Annotated in this window: 11 protein-coding genes and 2 pseudogenes; 11 read left to right on the top strand and 2 right to left on the bottom strand. The window is 69.2% G+C overall.

What is annotated here, in order from left to right; genetic code table 11:
• Positions 1-3: 3 nt before the first annotated feature.
• A complete protein-coding gene (locus tag DI272_RS44090) occupies positions 4-192 on the top strand; it encodes a hypothetical protein (RefSeq protein WP_146238296.1) in 189 nt (62 codons plus the stop codon).
• 340 nt (positions 193-532) lie between these two features.
• Positions 533-1,042: a hypothetical protein gene (locus DI272_RS00860; protein ID WP_146238295.1), complete on the top strand. Its 510-nt coding sequence runs from the start codon at positions 533-535 to the stop codon at positions 1,040-1,042.
• 242 nt (positions 1,043-1,284) lie between these two features.
• On the opposite strand, the gene DI272_RS00855 is transcribed toward DI272_RS00860, so the two are convergent.
• Positions 1,285-2,223 carry an Ig-like domain-containing protein gene (locus DI272_RS00855; RefSeq protein ID WP_109493218.1) on the bottom strand — a complete coding sequence of 313 codons (939 nt, stop codon included), beginning with the start codon at positions 2,221-2,223 and terminating at the stop codon, positions 1,285-1,287.
• Positions 2,224-2,742: 519 nt separating this feature from the next.
• A complete protein-coding gene (locus DI272_RS44340; protein WP_181387040.1) occupies positions 2,743-3,258 on the bottom strand; it encodes a hypothetical protein in 516 nt (171 codons plus the stop codon).
• A gap of 624 nt (positions 3,259-3,882) precedes the next feature.
• On the opposite strand from DI272_RS44340, the pseudogene DI272_RS00845 reads away from it, so the two are divergent.
• From DI272_RS00845 to DI272_RS00805, 9 genes and pseudogenes are all read left to right on the top strand, one after another.
• A pseudogene (locus DI272_RS00845) lies at positions 3,883-5,473 on the top strand (arabinofuranosidase catalytic domain-containing protein).
• A gap of 57 nt (positions 5,474-5,530) precedes the next feature.
• On the top strand, positions 5,531-5,794 hold the full coding sequence (locus DI272_RS00840; protein WP_181387039.1) for an RICIN domain-containing protein: 264 nt from the start codon (positions 5,531-5,533) through the stop codon (positions 5,792-5,794).
• A gap of 82 nt (positions 5,795-5,876) precedes the next feature.
• On the top strand, positions 5,877-7,010 hold the full coding sequence (locus DI272_RS00835) for an SGNH/GDSL hydrolase family protein (RefSeq protein WP_109493216.1): 1,134 nt from the start codon (positions 5,877-5,879) through the stop codon (positions 7,008-7,010).
• Between the two features lie 86 nt (positions 7,011-7,096).
• Positions 7,097-8,566 (top strand): annotated as a pseudogene (locus DI272_RS00830) (endo-1,4-beta-xylanase); the annotation flags it as partial.
• Between the two features lie 456 nt (positions 8,567-9,022).
• Positions 9,023-10,465 carry an arabinofuranosidase catalytic domain-containing protein gene (locus DI272_RS00825; protein WP_109493214.1) on the top strand — a complete coding sequence of 481 codons (1,443 nt, stop codon included), beginning with the start codon at positions 9,023-9,025 and terminating at the stop codon, positions 10,463-10,465.
• A gap of 59 nt (positions 10,466-10,524) precedes the next feature.
• The gene (locus DI272_RS00820; protein WP_219933880.1) at positions 10,525-12,168 is read left to right on the top strand and encodes a glycoside hydrolase family 27 protein; all 1,644 of its coding nucleotides are present in this window, start codon (positions 10,525-10,527) and stop codon (positions 12,166-12,168) included.
• 29 nt (positions 12,169-12,197) lie between these two features.
• Complete coding sequence (locus DI272_RS00815) at positions 12,198-13,727, top strand: arabinofuranosidase catalytic domain-containing protein (protein WP_109493213.1); 1,530 nt, start codon at positions 12,198-12,200, stop codon at positions 13,725-13,727.
• Between the two features lie 29 nt (positions 13,728-13,756).
• On the top strand, positions 13,757-15,589 hold the full coding sequence (locus DI272_RS00810) for an RICIN domain-containing protein (RefSeq protein WP_109493212.1): 1,833 nt from the start codon (positions 13,757-13,759) through the stop codon (positions 15,587-15,589).
• Positions 15,590-15,645: 56 nt separating this feature from the next.
• Positions 15,646-18,054: a ricin-type beta-trefoil lectin domain protein gene (locus tag DI272_RS00805; RefSeq protein ID WP_109493211.1), complete on the top strand. Its 2,409-nt coding sequence runs from the start codon at positions 15,646-15,648 to the stop codon at positions 18,052-18,054.
• Positions 18,055-18,056: the final 2 nt, after the last annotated feature.

Here is an 18,056-nt window from a genome sequence, read left to right as displayed (position 1 = left end):
CCCGTGGCACGCACAGCTGCCGGCGACAGCTCACCGCCGGCAGCTGCGGACAAGACGAGGTGCGGTCTGTTCGGCCAGCGGTGCGAACTGCATGTGGCCTCCGACCTGCAGAGCGGCGGGGCCATGGAAGCTGTTGCCGGCCACGCCTCGGCGGGGCGCGAACTCCTGCTGCTCGGCCACAACTCGGGTTGAGGTTCGAAACACGCGGACCGCCCGCCGCATCCGGATCGGGGTGCGGCGGGCGGCAGGGGAGGGGCGTTGGGGTCCCACCGGTCAGGAGGAAGCCGAGGGCTCCCGCGTACCAGGGCAGGCCGAGGATGACGCACGGCACCACGGTCGGGGCCATTGCGATCAGGCCGCCGCTCGATCGGTAAAGAGCGCCGGCCCGCCGAAGTAGGAGCCGGCCGCGCAGAAGCCAGGCGCGCGCACGTCGCGGCCCGTCTGTCCGTCAGGGCCAGCCTCCGCTCCCACCGGCGTCCTTGACCATCCCGTCTCCAAATCCGCGTGATACGTGGTCGCTACGCTTCAGGCCATGGGCATACTCCATGACTACTTCCGGGCACCGGACGCCTCTGCCGCGGTCGACTGGTCCGTCGGGCCCGGCGGAAACTGGGATCAGCACTCCGGAGCTGGTCTCAACGATCACGACGCCGATTGGTTCGACGCCAAGGGCCTCGATCCGAACGTCGTGCTGGGGCAGCTCGTAGCCTTTGCCAAAGGAGTGCCTTTCGACGTCCATGCCACCGCACCTGCGCTCGTCTGGCCAGACGAGAGGTTGTGGCCGCAGGGAGAGGACAGGCCAGGACAGGACTCCCCTTGGGAGACCGGCCTGCTCCTGCAACGACTGCCCGACGAATGGATCGCAACGCTCGCCGAGATCCATGACGAACACCTGCCGCTGCTGGCACTTCAGTGGTTCGACATCCCCGAAGCCCCGTTCGCCGACTTCATCGATGTCCAGGACACCATCGCCGCGTTTCGCGCCCTCGCCTGCCGCGCTCGTGATCACGGGCACGCCGTGTACTGCAAGACGGTCGTCTAGCCAACCGACGGCATGCGAACCGGGCATGCCCGCGACAGCACGGCGAGACGGAGATCACTTCAGCGTGTACGGGTGAAGGCGGTTGGGCGGAAGCTCCCCTTTTCACCATCAAGGCGTCGGCCCTGGCGCCCTGGCGCCCTCGCGCCGGGTGCCAGGCGCGAGGGACCGGACGATACTCTCGGCGGTTTCCTGGTCCGCATCACGATGCCTACCGCCTGCTCGCACAGCTGTCGCCGACACACTCAAAGGGTGGCGGTCGTCTGCTCGCCGGTTGCGCTGCCGGCGAGCCACTGGTCCCAATCCAGGTTGAAATCGGCGTAGCCGTTGTCGGCCGGGGCTTTGCCGCGGGGTGAGCCGGTGACGGTGACGGGGTCGCCCTGCTTGACCTGTTCGTAGAACCACTTGGCGTCCGACAGGGACAGGTGCACGCAGCCGTGCGAGCCGCGGGCGCTGCCGCTGCCCGGGTTGGGGTCGCCGGTGGAGTAGTGGACGTAGGTGCCGGACTGGGTGAGGTGGATGTCCCAGGGCAGTGTCAGGTCGTAGTAGTTCGGGTTGCCCTTGTCACAGCTGATTCCGACGCTGCAGGAGGTCATGTGGACCTTTTCCTGCTTGTCGATGACGGCCATCGTGCCGTCCCACGTCGGGTACTCGGCGCTGCCCGCGTTGATGGACAGGGTACGCACCGGAGCGCCGTTGCGGGTGACCTTCATGGTGTGGCCGGTCACCGAGACGTCCGCACGCACATCGTCACCAACCTTGAACGTGTGCGTGTAACTGTGCACGCCGTAGCGTCCGTTGCCATTGCTGACGCCTGTCATATCGGCGTCGATCCTCACCGTCGTGCCGGAGGGCCAGTACGTCTTCGGGCGCCAGTCGGCACGCTTGTCGCCCATCCAGTGCCAGGCGCCGGCCACCGTCTGTGAGGCGCTCACCTTCATGTGCTTCTCCACTGTGGCTCGGGCCTTGGCCGCCACAGGGTTCGTGAAGATCACCGAGATGGGCATGGCGACGCCGACCGTCGTTCCCGTCTGCGGGGTGATGGTCTCCAGCAGCATCGGCGGGCCCGCAGGTTTCGTGGGTGACGGGGAGGTGCTCGCACTCGGCTTTCCCGACGCCTTTGCGTCGTCGCCGCTCGCCTTGTCACTGCCGCCCCCGCCGCAGGCGCTCGCGCCCACCAGCATCACACCCGTGACGAATGCGACCCATATGCTGTTCTTGCGCCGTCCCACGAACTGCCCCGTTTTCTCGCTCTTCGGCCCTGACGGGCCCGTCTTCCTGTCAGACAGAGACGGCGCGGGTTGCAGTTGCATGTGTCGCGTAAAGCGTGTCCCAAGACTCACCGGCCTCGTGGGATGGGGCCGGTGGCGGTGGCGTGGTTTTCCACGCCGCGTTCGATGACTTCGGCGACTCGACCCGCGCCGTCGACTCGATCCACGCCGTCGCGGAAACCGGACACCGTCGCCACCCCAGGGCGCTACCAGGCCGGTCGGCGCCCGGCGGGGATGGGGCGGACGGCGGCAAGCCGTGTACCCGTGCGCTCGTCGGCTGAGCCACCTGGCATGCGGGGCTGCGACCCGTCGTGTCCGGTGGTCCCCGCGCGGCGTCGGCCTGCGGGTCATGCAAAAGCGGGCCTGGTGGACGGGCGTGGTCGCCGGACCGACAGATTCATGACCGAGGCCGGTCCCGAGCGAACCGGTCGGTCAGTCTGGCGATCGACCATGTCGGCAGCTACCTGGGTGCCGATGGGGGTGGCAAACGCCGCCGGCGGGCCACCGCGCCCAACTCGCCGGGCCCTGGACGGCGCTGACCCGCACCCGCCCGTCCTGCTCCTGGCGCTCCAGCCCGAGTTCACCGACCGGGTGGCAGCCGCGGGCATCGACCTCCACCTCTGCGGTCGCGCCCACGACGGCCAGATCTGGCCCTTGAACCACCGGATCCGCCTCGATCAGCCCGCCCTTGCCGGCCTCAGCCGCTACGAACCCCGCGCCCTCCTCCGCGCCACGGCCGACGTCTCCGCCGGAAGCGTTCCACAGGGCGACCGCTTCCGGATGCCGGCCCAGGGAAAGGCGCGCCCATCCGTGCGTCCCAGCACTGAAGCGCCGCACCACCGCGCCGAAGCGCCGCACCACCGCGCCGAAGTGCCGCACTGCCGCGCCGAAGTGCCGCACTGCCGCGCCGAAGTGCCGCTCTGCCGTACGAAAGTGACGCAGAATCACAACACCCGAGCCCCACAGGCACGCGGGAGCGGCACCGGGCTGCCGGGCCCGTCACACGTTCCGCGTCTCACCTATTGCGGGAAGGCGGGAATCGAATCGGTTCCGCGCAAGCGCTTCGACGAGATGGTACGACCGGCGAGGGGTGGGGGCAATGGCGTCCCGCACGCCGAAGAGGGCGCCCGGGGACGGGTCGGGGGCCGTCTCGCTGGCCGGTGCCGTGCGCACTGTCCCCTCGTCAACCGCTGTTCGGCGGCCACGTACCAGGTCAGTGGCGTTGCAGGGGATGTCCGAGCGATTGCGGCCCGCCGCCGGTCCGACCCGCGCGACTCGCCGAGCAGAGTCGGCGTGCGGGCCTGCCGCGCAGCTCGTCCACTGTCACGCGGGATCTGCTCGAGCGGGCCGTTCGACGGGGATCCGGGGAGATCGGCGATCGAACCGATTCGTTGTCCGGGGCGGACGGGGGAGTCAGGACCCTTGACAGCACTGCGGAATCGAGAGCACCGTCTCCCCCCGAAACCTCTCTGCAATCCCCCTGAAAGTTCGGCACCTCCAAGCGCTTGCGCAGTCGTCAGCGCCACCAGCACAGAACCCGACTGGGTTCCGCCGGCACGGTAGGGAGATCGGATGGGAACGACAGGTACGAGCCGCCACGCGCTGTTCGGGCGCGGTGGCATCCAAGGGCTGCTTGCTGCGATACGGCGCCGCGGAAGGCCGGGAGATGAGTTGGACCAGGCATCTGTGCAATCGTGGGAGCGCTCCCGCAGTCCTTGGCCGAAAACAATCGCCGGGGCGGGGGCCGCAGTCGTGCTCGCCGTCGGCGCACTGGCCGGCGCCACGACCGGGACGGCCCGGGCCGCCACGTCCGGACCATGCGATCTCTACGCGGCAGGAGGGACGCCCTGTGTGGCCGCCCACAGCACGACGCGGGCGTTGTACGCCTCGTACAACGGGCCGCTCTACCAGGTCCGGCGTGCCTCGGACAACGCCACCCGCGACGTCGGAGTCCTGAGCGCGGGCGGCTACGCCGACGCCGCCGCGCAGGACTCGTTCTGCGCGGGGACGACCTGCCTGATCTCGATCATCTATGACCAGTCAGGTCGCGCCAACCACCTCACCCAGGCGCCCGGCGGCGGTGCCGCGGGTGGTCCCGACAACCTCGCGAACGCGACGGCCGCGCCCACCATGGTCGGCGGTCACAAGGCCTACGGCGTCTTCGTGGCACCCGGAACGGGCTACCGCAACAACCACACCAACGGCATCGCGACCGGGGACAACCCCGAGGGCATGTACGCGATCTTCGACGGCACGCACTACAACGGCGGCTGCTGCTTCGACTACGGCAATGCCGAGACGGACAACAACGACGACGGCAACGGCACCATGGAGGCCATCTACTTCGGCAACATCAAGGTCTGGGGCTACGGCTCGGGCAACGGCCCCTGGATCATGGCCGATCTGGAGAACGGCCTGTTCTCCGGGGTGAACCAGCACTACAACGCGAACGACCCGACCATCAACTACCGGTACACGACCGCCATCGTCAAAGGCGGGCCCGAACCACTGGGCGATCCGTGGCGGCAACGCGCAGTCGGGCGGCCTGTCCACGTTCTACGACGGCGTGCGCCCCAACGTCGCGGGCTACAACCCGATGCGTAAGCAGGGCGCCATCATCCTGGGCATCGGCGGTGACAACAGCAAGGGCGCACAAGGCACCTTCTACGAGGGCGTGATGACCTCCGGCTACCCGTCGGACGCCACCGAGAACGCGGTGCAGGCCAACATCACCGCGGCCGGCTACAGCAACACGACCGGCGGGACGGACACCGGCGCGCTGCACGCGGTGGGCGCGGGCAAGTGCCTGGACGTGCCGAACTCGTCCACCACGGCCGGCACGCAGCTGCAGATCTGGGACTGCAACGGCGGCGCCAACCAGAGCTGGACCCGCACGTCCTCCGACCAGTTGACCGTGTACAGCGGCAGCAGCCAGCTGTGTCTGGACGCGTACAACAACCAGACCACCGCCGGGGCCAAGGTGGTGACCTGGCCCTGCAACGGCGGCGCCAACCAGCAGTGGCGGCTGAACTCCGACGGCACGATCACCGGCACCCAGTCCGGACTCTGCCTCGACGTCACCGGCGCCTCCACGGCGAACGGAGCCCTGGCCGAACTGTGGACCTGCAACGGCGGCTCCAACCAGCGATGGAGCCTCGGCTGAGGAAAGCGGCTCCAGCCCGTGGCCGGTCTCCGGAACCCTCACCGTGCAGCAGCCGGCGTGGAACACCAATTCCCGGGGCTACGGGGTGGTTTCACGACCGCCGGTACGCCGAACATCGTGCAGCAGTCCGCCAACGGAGCAGCCACCGCACTGTGGCTGCTGGTGCAGCTGTCCGACGGCTCGTATGCCTTCGAGAACCACAACGGCCCACTGTGTCTCGACCTGCACGGCGGCAGCAGCGCCCCGGGTCGGCGACCGGACCAGTGGCCGTGCAAGAACACACCCGGCACCGACACCAACCAGGACTTCACCCCCCGCTGACCTGCTCGCGCCCCCAGTACGCCTGCATGGACCGGCGATTCGTTCACCCCCACCCACTGTCCCGCACCCGTGAGGAACGCAGATGAGGAAGTACTGGGCACCCTTGGCCGCGGCACTGGCGGCCACCCTCGGCATGGGCGCCGCGTGGCCCGCCGCGGCCACCGCCGCCGAGGCACCCCCCTCCGCACCACAGGTCGCAGCGCCCACGCCCTTGCGGCTGATGCCGTTGGGCGACTCGATCACCTGGGGCGTCGGCAGCCCGTCCGGGAACAGCTACCGCAGCTTCCTCGGGAACAAGCTGACCGCCGCGGGACACACCCTCGACTTCGTCGGCTCAGGGCGCAACGGCACCATGTCCGACCCCGACAACGAAGGCCACTCCGGCTGGCGGATCGACCAGATCGCCGGCATCGCGGACTCCGTGCTGGCACGGTACCGGCCGAACGTGGTCACCCTGGAGATCGGCACCAACGACCTGAACGGCAACTACCAGATCCCGACCGCCGCCGACCGGCTCCACGCGCTCATCGACCAGATCACCAGGGCCGTCCCCGACGCGACCGTTCTCGTCGGCACCGTGATCATCTCCACCAGCGGCACGGAGGAGGCCAACAGGCCCGCGTTCAACGCCAAGTTGCCCGGGATCGTCCAGGCCGAGCAGGCGGCCGGCAAGCACGTACGCCTGGTGGACATGAGCGCCCTGACCGCCGCGGACCTGTCCGACGCCCTGCACCCCAACGACAACGGCTTCAGCAAGATGGCGGACGCCTTCAACGCGGGCATCCAGGCGGCGGACGCGGCGGGCTGGATCAAGCCGCCGGATTCCGCGGTCGGGCAGGTGCGTTCCGGGATCGCGGGCAAGTGCCTGGGGGTGAGCGGCGGCAACAGCGCCAACGGGACCGCCGCGGAGATCCGGTCCTGTGACGGCTCCGTCGCGCAGACGTGGTCGGCGCGTACCGACGGCACCCTGCGGGCGCTCGGGAAGTGCCTCGATGCCACCGGCCGCGGTACCGCCAACGGCACCAAGATCGTGATCTGGGACTGCAACGGCGGCACCAACCAGCAATGGCAGGCGTACAACGGCGGCTACCGCAACCCGGTCTCCGGGCGCTGCCTCGACGACCCCAACGCGTCCACCGCCGACGGTACGCAGCTGGTCCTGTGGGACTGCAACGGCGGAACGAACCAGCAGTGGACCGCTCTGCCGGTCTCCTGAGCACGTGAGTGCGCTCCACCGAGGCCCCGGTCCCGTGGCCGGCGCCCACCCCTCTCTTCCCCCCCGTACAAGGAGGTTGATCCCGGATGCCCTGGATCGACAAGGACCCCCTGCTCCGCAGGGCCCTGGCCTCGGCCACCGGCCTGCTGGCCGGCACGGCACTGGCCCTGGCCGGCCCGGCGAACCCGGCCGCGCACGCGGCTTCCGGCACGCTGGGCGCAGCCGCGGCCGACAGCGGCCGCTATTTCGGTGCGGCCGTGGCCGCCGGAAAGCTCGGCGACTCGACGTACGCCACGATTCTCGACCGGGAATTCAACATGATCACTCCGGAGAACGAGATGAAGTGGGACACCACCGAACCGTCCCGCGGCAGCTTCAACTTCGGCCCGGCCGACCGGATCGTCAGCCACGCCACCGCACACGGGCAGCGGATGCGCGGTCACACCCTGGTGTGGCACGGGCAGCTGCCCGGCTGGGTCAGCTCCATCGGTGACGCAGGCACGCTGCGCAGTGTGATGAACAACCACATCACCACCGAGATGAACCACTTCAAGGGCAAGGTCTACGCCTGGGACGTGGTCAACGAGGCGTTCGCCGACGGCGGCAGCGGTCAGCACCGCAGCTCGGTCTTCCAGAACGTGCTCGGCAACGGCTTCATCGAAGAGGCGTTCCGCACCGCCCGGGCCGCCGACCCGTCCGCCAAGCTCTGCTACAACGACTACAACATCGAGAACTGGAGCGACGCCAAGACGCAGGGCGTCTACAACATGGTCAAGGACTTCAAGGCGCGAGGCGTGCCCATCGACTGTGTCGGCCTCCAGAGCCACTTCGGATCCGGCGGCCCGCCGTCGAGCTTCCAGACCACGCTGTCCAGCTTCGCCGCCCTCGGTGTCGACGTCCAGATCACCGAACTCGACATCGCCCAGGCGTCGGCCACCGCGTACGGCAACACGGTGCGGGCCTGCATGAACGTCGCGCGCTGCACCGGCATCACGGTGTGGGGGATCAGGGACAGCGATTCGTGGCGGACGGGGGAGAATCCGCTGCTGTTCGACAGCAACGGCAACAAGAAGCCGGCCTACGACGCGTCGCTCGCGGCGCTCGGCGGAGGTACGGGGAATCCGGGCGGAGGCATCGTCTCGGGACAGGTGTACTCGCTGACAGACGTCGCAGCGGGCCGGGTGCTGGACGTGCCGGGGGGCCAGACGGCGAACGGCACGCTCCTGCAGGTCTGGGACGCCAACGGCGGTGCGAATCAGCAGTGGCGGGCGAGTCAGAACGGCGACGGCTCCTACACGTTGACGAACATCGCCAGCGGCCGGGTCCTGGACGAGCCCGGCGGCCGGACGGGCAACGGCACCCGGATGGAGATCTGGGACGGCAACGGCGGTGCGAACCAGCACTGGCGGGCGAGTCAGAACGGCGACGGTTCGTACACCCTGATCAACGTCGCTTCGGGCCGGGCGCTGGAGATCCCCAGCGGGCAGAACGGCAACGGGGCCCCGGTGCAGATCTGGGACTCCAACGGCGGCGCCAACCAGCACTGGAGCTTCAGATGAGGTGACCCGGTGCGCTGCGCGCGTTCCTTCCCCCGGATCGGTTCGGAGTGACCGGAACGTACACCCGCGTCTGGCACGGCGGCCGTCGCCGGACGCGGGCTCCGGCGTGCCTGCAGAACGTTCTGACCAGGCGCAATACATGGGATGGTTAAGAGTTCGATTGGGGGTGTTGAGCGTATTGACTCGATGATGGACCTGTGGAATCACTAAGACATGGGATGTCTGAGTGGTTTCTGTGGATGCTCTTGAGCGTCCTCGACCGCCACGAAGCGCCGGGATCCCGCAGCCATGCCGGTGGCGGCGGCGTTCCAGAACAACCTGTTCGGCCAGGCACAGCACTCTCTGTCCCCTTCCCCCACATCCGCGAGGAACAGAATGCGGCCTTCACCCCTTTCCCGTCGGAGTTCCACGGCTCGCAGACGCCGCTTACCGGCGTTCGCCGTCACAGGCGTGATGGCACTGCTGGCCATGATGCCGGCGACTTCGCAGGCATGGTCCGCGCCCGCACCCGCTCCGGCATCGACGCCGGAGCCCCTGGTGAGTTCGGCGTCGGGCCGGTGTCTGGACGTCAAGGGCAACGTCGACACGCCGGGAACGGCGCTGGACATCCAGGACTGTGACAGCCGGCCGAACCAGGCGTTCGAGTTCACCTCGGCAGGCGAGCTGAGGACGATGAGCGGCACCCGGTGCGTGGACGCCTACGGCAACCGGACCGCGCCGGGAACCCCCGTGATCATCTGGTCGTGCAACGGCCAGTCGAACCAGGCGTGGCGGCAGAACGCCGACGGGTCCGTCACCGGTGTCCAGTCCGGCCTGTGCCTGGACGTCAACGGGGCGGGCACGGCCAACGGCACCGCGGTCATCCTGTGGACCTGCAACGGTCAGAGCAACCAGAAGTGGACCACGCCGACACCTCCACCCGCGCCCGGCGGACAGGGCCCGTGCGACCTCTACTCCACGGGCGGCACTCCCTGCGTGGCCGCGCACAGCACCGTACGGGCGCTCTACGGCTCGTACAGCGGCAGCCTCTACCAGGTCAGGCGGGCCTCGGACAACGCGACCAGGAACATCGGGGTGCGGGCGGCCGGAGGCTTCGCCGACGCGGCGGCCCAGGACTCGTTCTGCGGGGGCACCTCCTGTGTGATCACGGTCGTCTACGACCAGTCCGGACGCGGCAACGACCTGTGGTACCAGGGGTCCGCCCAGGTTCCGGGATCGAGTCAGAGCAGTCCCGCCAAGGCGACCTCCGAGTCGCTGACCGCCGGGGGCACCAAGGCGTACTCGCTGTACATCAATCCCGGGAACAGCTACTGGCGGGACGGTCATCTGACGGGAGTGCCGACCGGCAGCGCGCCCGAGGGGGCGTACATGGTGACCAGCGGCACCCACGTCAACAACGGCTGCTGCTTCGACTACGGCAACAGCGAGACGACGCGGAAGGCCGACGCGGCCGGAGCCATGGACGCCATCAATTTCGGCACCCAGTGCTGGTTCGGCGGCTGCTCGGGAAGCGGTCCCTGGGTCCAGGCCGACCTGGAATGGGGCCTCTACTCCGGAGGCAGCCAGTCCTGGAACAGCAACCAGCGCGCCTTCCCCGTCAAGTTCGTCACCGCGATGCTGAAGAACAACGGGACGTCGCGGTTCGCCCTCAAGGGCGGCAACGCGCAGTCCGGCAGCCTGACCACTCTGTGGGACGGTGCGCTGCCGGGCGGGTACAGCCCGATGAAGAAGCAGGGCGCCATCGTTCTGGGCAGCGGCGGTGACTGCTGCAAGCCCGGTGGCGGGGCCAACCTGAGCGCCGGCACCTTCTACGAGGGCGCCATCGTCGCCGGCTACCCCTCCGACGCGACCGACAACGCGGTCCAGGCCAACGTCATCGCGGCCGGATACCGCTGAGTCCTTCTGTCCCACGGCGTCTTCTGCCGCAACCCAGCCCAGGAGTGAATGACATGCGCATGATAATCAGGAGGGTCGCACACCTCCTGCCGCGGTTTCCGCGAGCGTCCCTGCGCAGGACGTTGGCGTCCGCCTTCTCCATAGCGCTGCTCTGCGTGGGCATTCCCCTCATCTCCCTCGGTACGGCGCGGCCCGCCGCCGCGCTGGGCAACGGGCTGGCACTGACCCCGCAGATGGGCTTCAACGACTGGAACGCGTACGGCTGCAACGTCTCCGAGTCGCTGATCAAGTCCACCGCGCAGGCGATGCACACCAATGGCATGCAGGCGGCGGGCTACTCCTACGTGAACATCGACGACTGCTGGATGACCCACAACCGCGATTCCGGCGGGCACCTGGTGCCGGACCCGGCCAAGTTCCCGGACGGCATCAAGGGGACCGCCGACTATGTGCACTCGCTGGGACTGAAGCTGGGGATCTACGAGGACGCGGGCACCGCCACCTGCGCCGGGTATCCGGGCAGCCTGGGCCACGAGACCACGGACGCCCAGTCGTTCGCGTCGTGGGGCGTGGACTACCTGAAGTACGACAACTGCAACAACAACGGTGTGTCCGCGCAGAGCCGGTACACCGCGATGCGGGACGCCCTGGCGGCCACCGGCCGGCCGATCCTGTACAGCCTGTGCAACTGGGGCCAGGACAACGTGTGGACCTGGGGCGCCGGCGTGGGCAACAGCTGGCGCACCACCGGGGACATCAGCGCCAACTTCGCCAGCATGCTGTCGATCTTCCACAGCAACGTGGGACTGGCCTCCTACGCGGGGCCCGGCCACTGGAACGACCCGGACATGCTGGAGGTCGGCAACGGCTCGATGACGGCCACCGAGAGCCGCAGCGAGTTCAGCCTGTGGGCGGAGATGGCCGCGCCGCTGATCGCGGGCACCGACATCCCCTCGGCCAGTGCGGAGACCCTGTCCACCCTGACCAACCCCCGGGTGATCGCGGTCGACCAGGACCCCCTCGGCAAGCAGGGCACCCTGGTCTCCTCCTCGGGCGGCCGGGACGTGCTGGCCAAGCCCTTGGCCAACGGGGATGTGTCCGTGGCCCTGTTCAACGAGACGGGCTCGACGGCGACCATCTCGACCACCGCGGCCGCGATCGGCAAGACCGGGGCGTCCGCCTACACCCTGACCGACCTGTGGTCGGGCGCGTCCTCCACCACCTCGGGCACGATCAGTGCCTCGGTACCGGCGCACGGCACGGTGATGTACCGGGTCGCGGGCGGCACCAGCGGCGGCGGCACCAGCGTGACCGGTGCGGTGCACGCCGTGGGTGCGGGCAAGTGCCTGGACGTACCCGGCTCGACCACGACCGCCGGTACCCAGGTGGAGATCTGGAGCTGCAACGGCGGCGCCAACCAGACCTGGACACACACCGCGTCCCACCAGTTCACCGTCTACTCCGGCAGCAGCCAGAGGTGCCTGGACGCCTACAACAACCAGACCACGCCAGGGACCAAGGTCGAGATCTGGTCGTGCAACGGCCAGAGCAATCAGCAGTGGACGCTGAACTCCGACGGCACGATCACCGGCGTCCAGTCGGGCCTGTGCCTGGACGTCGCCGGAGGGGCCACCGCCGACGGCACCCTCGCCGAGCTGCGGACCTGCAACGGCGGCAGCAGCCAGCGGTGGACGTTGGGATGACTCCGCATACAAACCTGGAGGAGGTCTCCATGCTCGGACCAGCCGGTGATCGCCCACGCGGGCGGGGGAAAGCCGTGCTCCTTGTCGCCCTGGCGATGGTCGTGGCCGCGTTCGGCGCCCCGGCGTTCGCCACGTCACCGCGCTCCGGAACGGCGGCCGCCGTCCGTCCGGCGGTCCAGCGCGTGGCGGACGTGTCGCTTCCGTGCGACCTCTACTCCGCGGGCGGCACGCCGTGCGTGACGGCGCACTCCACGACCAGGGCGCTCTTCGCGTCGTACAACGGCCCGCTGTACCAGATCCAGCGGGCCTCCGATCACAGCTACCGCGACATCGGGCTGCTCAGCACGGGCGGGTACGCGGACGGCGCGTCCCAGGTGTCGTTCTGCTCCGGCACATCGTGCACGATCACGAAGATCTACGACCAGACCGCCCAGCACAACGACATGCCGATCTCCTGGGGCGGCTACTGGAAGGGGCCGGGACCCAACGGATCCGATGTCGGCGCGGACGCCATGGCCCTGCCGGTGACCGCCGCCGGCCACCAGGTCTTCGGCGTCAAGGTCACCCCCGGTGTCGGCTACCGGCTCGACCACGCGAAGGGCGTGCCCACCGGGGCCCAGCCCGTAGGCATCTACATGGTGACCTCGTCGAACTACACGAACCAGTGGTGCTGCTTCGACTACGGCAGCGGTGAGAACTCCCACACCGACACCGGCAACGCCACCATGAACGCCATCTACTGGGGCAACGCCTGCTGGTTCGGCGGCTGCACCGGCAGCGGCCCGTGGGTCGAGGCCGACCTGGAGAACGGCATGTTCCACACCAACACCGGCTCCAACAAGGACCCGAACAACCCCGGTGTGCACTACCCGTTCGTCAGCGCGTGGCTGAAGAACAACGGCACCAGCAACTTCACTCTCAAATACGGCAACGGCGCGAGCGGCGGCCTGACCACCACCTTCTCCGGCCCCTTGCCGAACGGCTATTCACCGATGAAGGTCGACAGCTCGGTCCTGCTCGGCACCGGGGGAGACAACAGCCCCAACGGCGTGGGCGAGTTCTTCGAGGGCGCGATGACGGCGGGCTACCCCTCCGACGCCACCGAGAACGCCGTTCAGGCAAGCATCACCGCGGCCGGCTACGGCGCCGGGGGCGGTGGCGGTACGTCGACCGCGCTGCACGCCGTGGGCGCGGGCAAGTGCCTGGAGGTGCCGGGCGCGTCCACGACCCCGGGCACGCAGACGCAGATCCGCGACTGCGCCGGGACGGCCAACCAGACCTGGTCCCGGACCGACTCCCGCGAGCTCACCGTGTACTCCGGCAGCAGCCGGCTGTGCCTGGACGCCTCCAACCAGGGCACCAGCCCCGGCACCAAGGTCATCACCTGGACCTGCAACGGCCAGGCCAACCAGCAGTGGAACGTCAACGCCAACGGCACGATCACCAGCGCCCAGTCCGGCCTGTGCCTGGACGTGACCGGCGCCGCCACCGCCAACGGCACCCCCGTCGAACTGTGGACCTGCAACGGCGGATCCAACCAGCAGTGGTCACTGAGCTGACCCCGTGACGCGTGACGCAGGAGGACCGCATGAGGACGAGAGCGAGACCCGGCCGTCTGGTACTGGCCGTCGGCATCGTCTTGGCGTTCGTGCTGCAGCTGTCGGCGACGGCCGAGAGCCGGGCCGTCTCGGGCGAGGCGCTGAGCGTCAACCTCGCCTCGACGCGCGGCCCGTCGACCGGAGTGGGGGAGGGGTTCCTCTACGGCTTCACGCAGGACGGCAGCCAGCCGGCCGACCAGTTCATCAAGCCGCTGGGGATCAACGCGTTCCGCGGCGGCGGATGGTTCTCCGGCGGTTGGATCAAGGACAACTACCAGTACGGATCGGCCACTCGGGCCGACCTCGACTCCATCGTCGCGCAGGCGAAACGGCTCACCCAGCCGCCGTATCACGCGCAGTACCAGGTACTGGTCAGTGACATCTACGGCGCCAACGGCGGGCAGCCGTCCGACACGAGGTATCCGTGCGACAACGGCGACTGTTCCAACTGGATCGCCTTCATCGACTCCACGGTGGGCGCGCTCCAGGCCACCGGACTGCCGTTCGCCTACGACATCTGGAACGAGCCGGACATCTCCGTCTTCTGGACCCGGGGTGTCAACAGCGCCCAGTACTTCCAGATGTGGGACACCGCCTACCGGGAGATCCGGCGCATCGCACCCTCGGCGCAGATCGTCGGGCCGTCGCTCGCCTTCACCCCGCAGCGCAACCCGGGGGAATGGCGCACCTGGCTCGCACACGTGAAGGCGGCCGGGACGGTCCCGGACATGATCACCAACCACGACGAAGGCGATGTCGACGACCCGGTCACCGTCTCCCAGTCCCTCAACAGCGCCCTGACCACGGCCGGCATCGGCCCCCGGCCGCTGTCCGCGAACGAGTACCAGCCCGCCGACCGGCAGACCGCCGGGGTGACGGCCTGGTACCTGGCGCGGTTCGCACAGTCCGGGTACACCAACGCGATGCGCGGCAACTGGGTCTGCTGCGTCACCCCCAACCTGACGGGAGTCCTCACCCAGAGCGGAGGCAGCTGGCAGCCCACGGGCAACTGGTGGGCGCTGCGCGACTACGCCGACCTGACCGGCACCCTCGTCGACACCTCCGGCCAGGTCGGCTCGACCGCCATCGCGGCCTCCGAGGACGCCACCGACAAGCGCGCGGTGGCGATCATCGGCGACGCCAACGGCAACTCCGGTACCGCGTCCGTGACCTTCAACGGGCTGTCGTCCGTGCCCTGGCTGACGAACGCCGGCAGTGTGCACGTCACCGTGCACCGCATCCCGGACCAGGCACCGCTCGCCGCGCCCCTGACCGTCTACGACCAGAACGTGAGCGCCTCGGGCGGCTCGATCACCGTGCCGTTGACGTTCCAGGCCGCGCACGACGCGTTCGCCGTCTATCTCACCCCCGCCTCCGCCGGCGGCGAGGGCTTCCCGGCCGGCTACCACCAACTCGTCGTCGCCCACGACAACTTGTGCCTGGACGTCTACGGCAACTCGGGCAGCGCGGGCGCCGCGATCGACCAGTGGACCTGCAACGGGCAGAGCAACCAGCAGTTCCAGTTCGCGCCGGCCTCGGGCGGCTACGGCGAACTGCGCGCCCAGAACTCCGGCCAGGACGTGGCGGTCGCGGGCAGCTCTACGACGGCAGGCACCCCGGACATCGTGCAGCAACCCCCTGGCACAGCGGCCAACGGCCTCTGGCTGCCCGTGCGCCAGTCCGACGGCTCCTACGCCTTCCAGAACCGCAACAGCGGTCTGTGCCTGGACGTCTACGGCGCCGGCAGCACCCAGGGCCAGCAGTTGGACCAGTGGCCGTGCAAGAACGCACCGGGCACCAACCAGGACTTCTTCGTCCGCTGACCCGTCCGCCCACCGCACCGGCCGTAGACCCCTCACACCTGCGAAAGGAACCCACCGTGTCAGCACTCGGACGGCTGTTACGGCGCCTGCGCGTCCCGACGGCCGTACTCGCGGGCCTCGTCCTGGCCGCCGCCGGCGTCGTGGGCACAGCCGCCGCCCCGGCCCGGGCCGCCACCTCCATCACCCTCAACGGCACCTCCGGCGGACGGACCTTCGACGGCGTCGGCGCGATCAGCGGGGGAGGCGGCAACAGCAGACTCCTGATCGACTACCCCGAACCCCAGCGCGGCCAGGTCCTCGACTACCTCTTCCGGCCCGGCTACGGCGCCTCCCTGCAGATGCTCAAGGCCGAGATCGGCGGGGACACCAACTCCACCTCGGGAGCCGAACCCAGCCACCAGCACACCCGATCCGACCTCAACTGCGACCGGGGCTACGAATGGTGGCTGATGGAGCAGGCCAAGGCCCGCAACCCGAACACCAAGCTGTACGGGCTCGCCTGGGGCGCCCCGGGCTGGATCGGCAACGGGAACTTCTGGTCCACCGACATGGTCAACTACCTGGTCTCCTGGCTGGGTTGCGCCAAGCAGCACGGGCTGAGCATCGACTACCTCGGCGGATGGAACGAGCGAGGCTACAACGTCTCCTGGTACCAGCAGCTGCGCAGCGCGCTCACCAGCAACGGCTACGGCAACGTCAAGATCGTCGCGGCCGACTCGGACTGGTCCGTGGCCAACGACGTCAACTCCAACCCGGCGTTCGCCTCCGCAGTGAACGCCATCGGCACGCACTATCCCTGCGGCTACCGGTCCTCCCAGTCCACCTGCACGGTGCCGTCGGCCGCCCTGTCCTCCGGCAAGCCGCTGTGGGCGAGCGAGAACGGCTCGGACGACTACAACGGGGGAGCGCAGGCCATGGCCCGCGGCATCAACCGCGGGTACATCGACGGACGCATGACCGCGTACCTCAACTGGCCCGTGGTCGCCGCGCTCACCCCCAACCTGCCGTACCCCACCATGGGCATGGCCCTGGCCGCGCAGCCGTGGTCCGGCTCCTACTCGATCGGCAAGAACACCTGGGTGATGGCGCACACCAGCCAGTTCACCAGCCCGGGATGGCGCTACCTCGACGCCTCCAGCGGCTACATCGGCGGCAACCGGGCCAACGGAAGCTACGTCTCCCTGAAGTCCCCGAACACCTCCGACTACTCCACGGTCATCGAGACCATGGACGCCGCCGGCGCGCAGACGCTGAACTTCAACGTCACCGGGGGACTGTCCACCGGCACCATCCACGTCTGGTCCACGGACGTCAGGTCCGCCGACCCGGCCGACCACTTCGTGCACGCCGCGGACATCACCCCGTCCGGCGGCGGTTTCAGCCTCACCGTCCAGCCCGGCCACCTGTACACCCTGACCACCACCACCGGACAGGGCAAGGGCACCGCCACCGGCCCCGCCCGGAGCACGTTGAAGCTGCCGTACAGCGACTCCTTCGACGGCTACGCCACCGGCAACGAGGCGAAGTACCTCATGGACTGGCAGGGCGCCTTCGAGGCGGTGGCCTGCGGCGGCGGCCGCAGCGGAAAGTGCGTGCGCCAGATGAGCCCGCAGAAGCCGATCACCTGGGACACGCTGACCGATCCGCACGCCCTGCTCGGTGACGTGAGCTGGGGCAACTACACGGTCTCGTCGGACGTGCTGCTCGAACAGCCCGGATACGTCGAACTGATCGGCCGTGCGGGCGCGCACGACTACGACCGCACCGGAGGGCAGAACGCCTACCGCCTGCGGGTGAGCGACACCGGGGCCTGGTCGATCCTGAACTCCAACACCGACGGCACCGTCTCCACCCTGGCCCGCGGCACGACCGCGGCGCTCGGCACCAACCGGTGGCACAGCCTCGCGCTCACCTTCTCCGGCACCACGATCAGCGCCGTCATCGACAGTGCCACGGTCGGCTCGGTGGACGACCGTACCTGGGCCGCGGGACAGATCGGCTACGGCACCAGCCAGGGCGAGACGGCGCAGTTCGACAACCTGTCCATCACGCCCGGCAGCGGCGGGAACGACGGCGGTACGACCGGCGCGATCGTCGGGGTCGGCTCCGGCCGGTGCGTGGACGTGCCGAACCAGTCGCACACGGCCGGCACCCAGGTGGCGCTGTGGGACTGCAACGGCGGCAGCAACCAGCAGTGGACGACCACCTCCGCCGGTGAGCTGCGGGTCTACGGCAGCGACTGCCTCGACGCCGCGGGCCAGGGCACCAGCCCCGGCACCAAGGTGGACATCTGGGACTGCAGCGGCGGCGGCAACCAGAAGTGGACGCTCCACGCCGACGGCACGATCACCGGCGACCAGTCCGGCCTGTGCCTGGACGCCACCGGGGCCGGAACGGCCAACGGCACCCTGCTGCAGCTGTGGACCTGCAACGGCGGCGGCAACCAGAAGTGGACGCACGACTGATC

Origin of the sequence: Streptomyces sp. Act143 (assembly GCF_003143935.1) — a bacterium.
Lineage (GTDB): Bacteria > Actinomycetota > Actinomycetes > Streptomycetales > Streptomycetaceae > Streptomyces.
This window is presented reverse-complemented; position numbering and strand designations above follow the sequence as displayed.

Bases quoted from the DNA above. Each gene is read 5' to 3' on its own strand.
- DI272_RS00860 (WP_146238295.1), top strand. From the start codon at position 533: ATGGGCATACTCCATGACTACTTCCGGGCACCGGACGCCTCTGCCGCG.
- DI272_RS00820 (WP_219933880.1), top strand. From the start codon at position 10,525: ATGATAATCAGGAGGGTCGCACACCTCCTGCCGCGGTTTCCGCGAGCG.
- DI272_RS00835 (WP_109493216.1), top strand. From the start codon at position 5,877: ATGAGGAAGTACTGGGCACCCTTGGCCGCGGCACTGGCGGCCACCCTC.
- DI272_RS00855 (WP_109493218.1), bottom strand. From the start codon at position 2,223: ATGCTGGTGGGCGCGAGCGCCTGCGGCGGGGGCGGCAGTGACAAGGCG.
- DI272_RS00815 (WP_109493213.1), top strand. From the start codon at position 12,198: ATGCTCGGACCAGCCGGTGATCGCCCACGCGGGCGGGGGAAAGCCGTG.
- DI272_RS00810 (WP_109493212.1), top strand. From the start codon at position 13,757: ATGAGGACGAGAGCGAGACCCGGCCGTCTGGTACTGGCCGTCGGCATC.
- DI272_RS00825 (WP_109493214.1), top strand. From the start codon at position 9,023: ATGGCACTGCTGGCCATGATGCCGGCGACTTCGCAGGCATGGTCCGCG.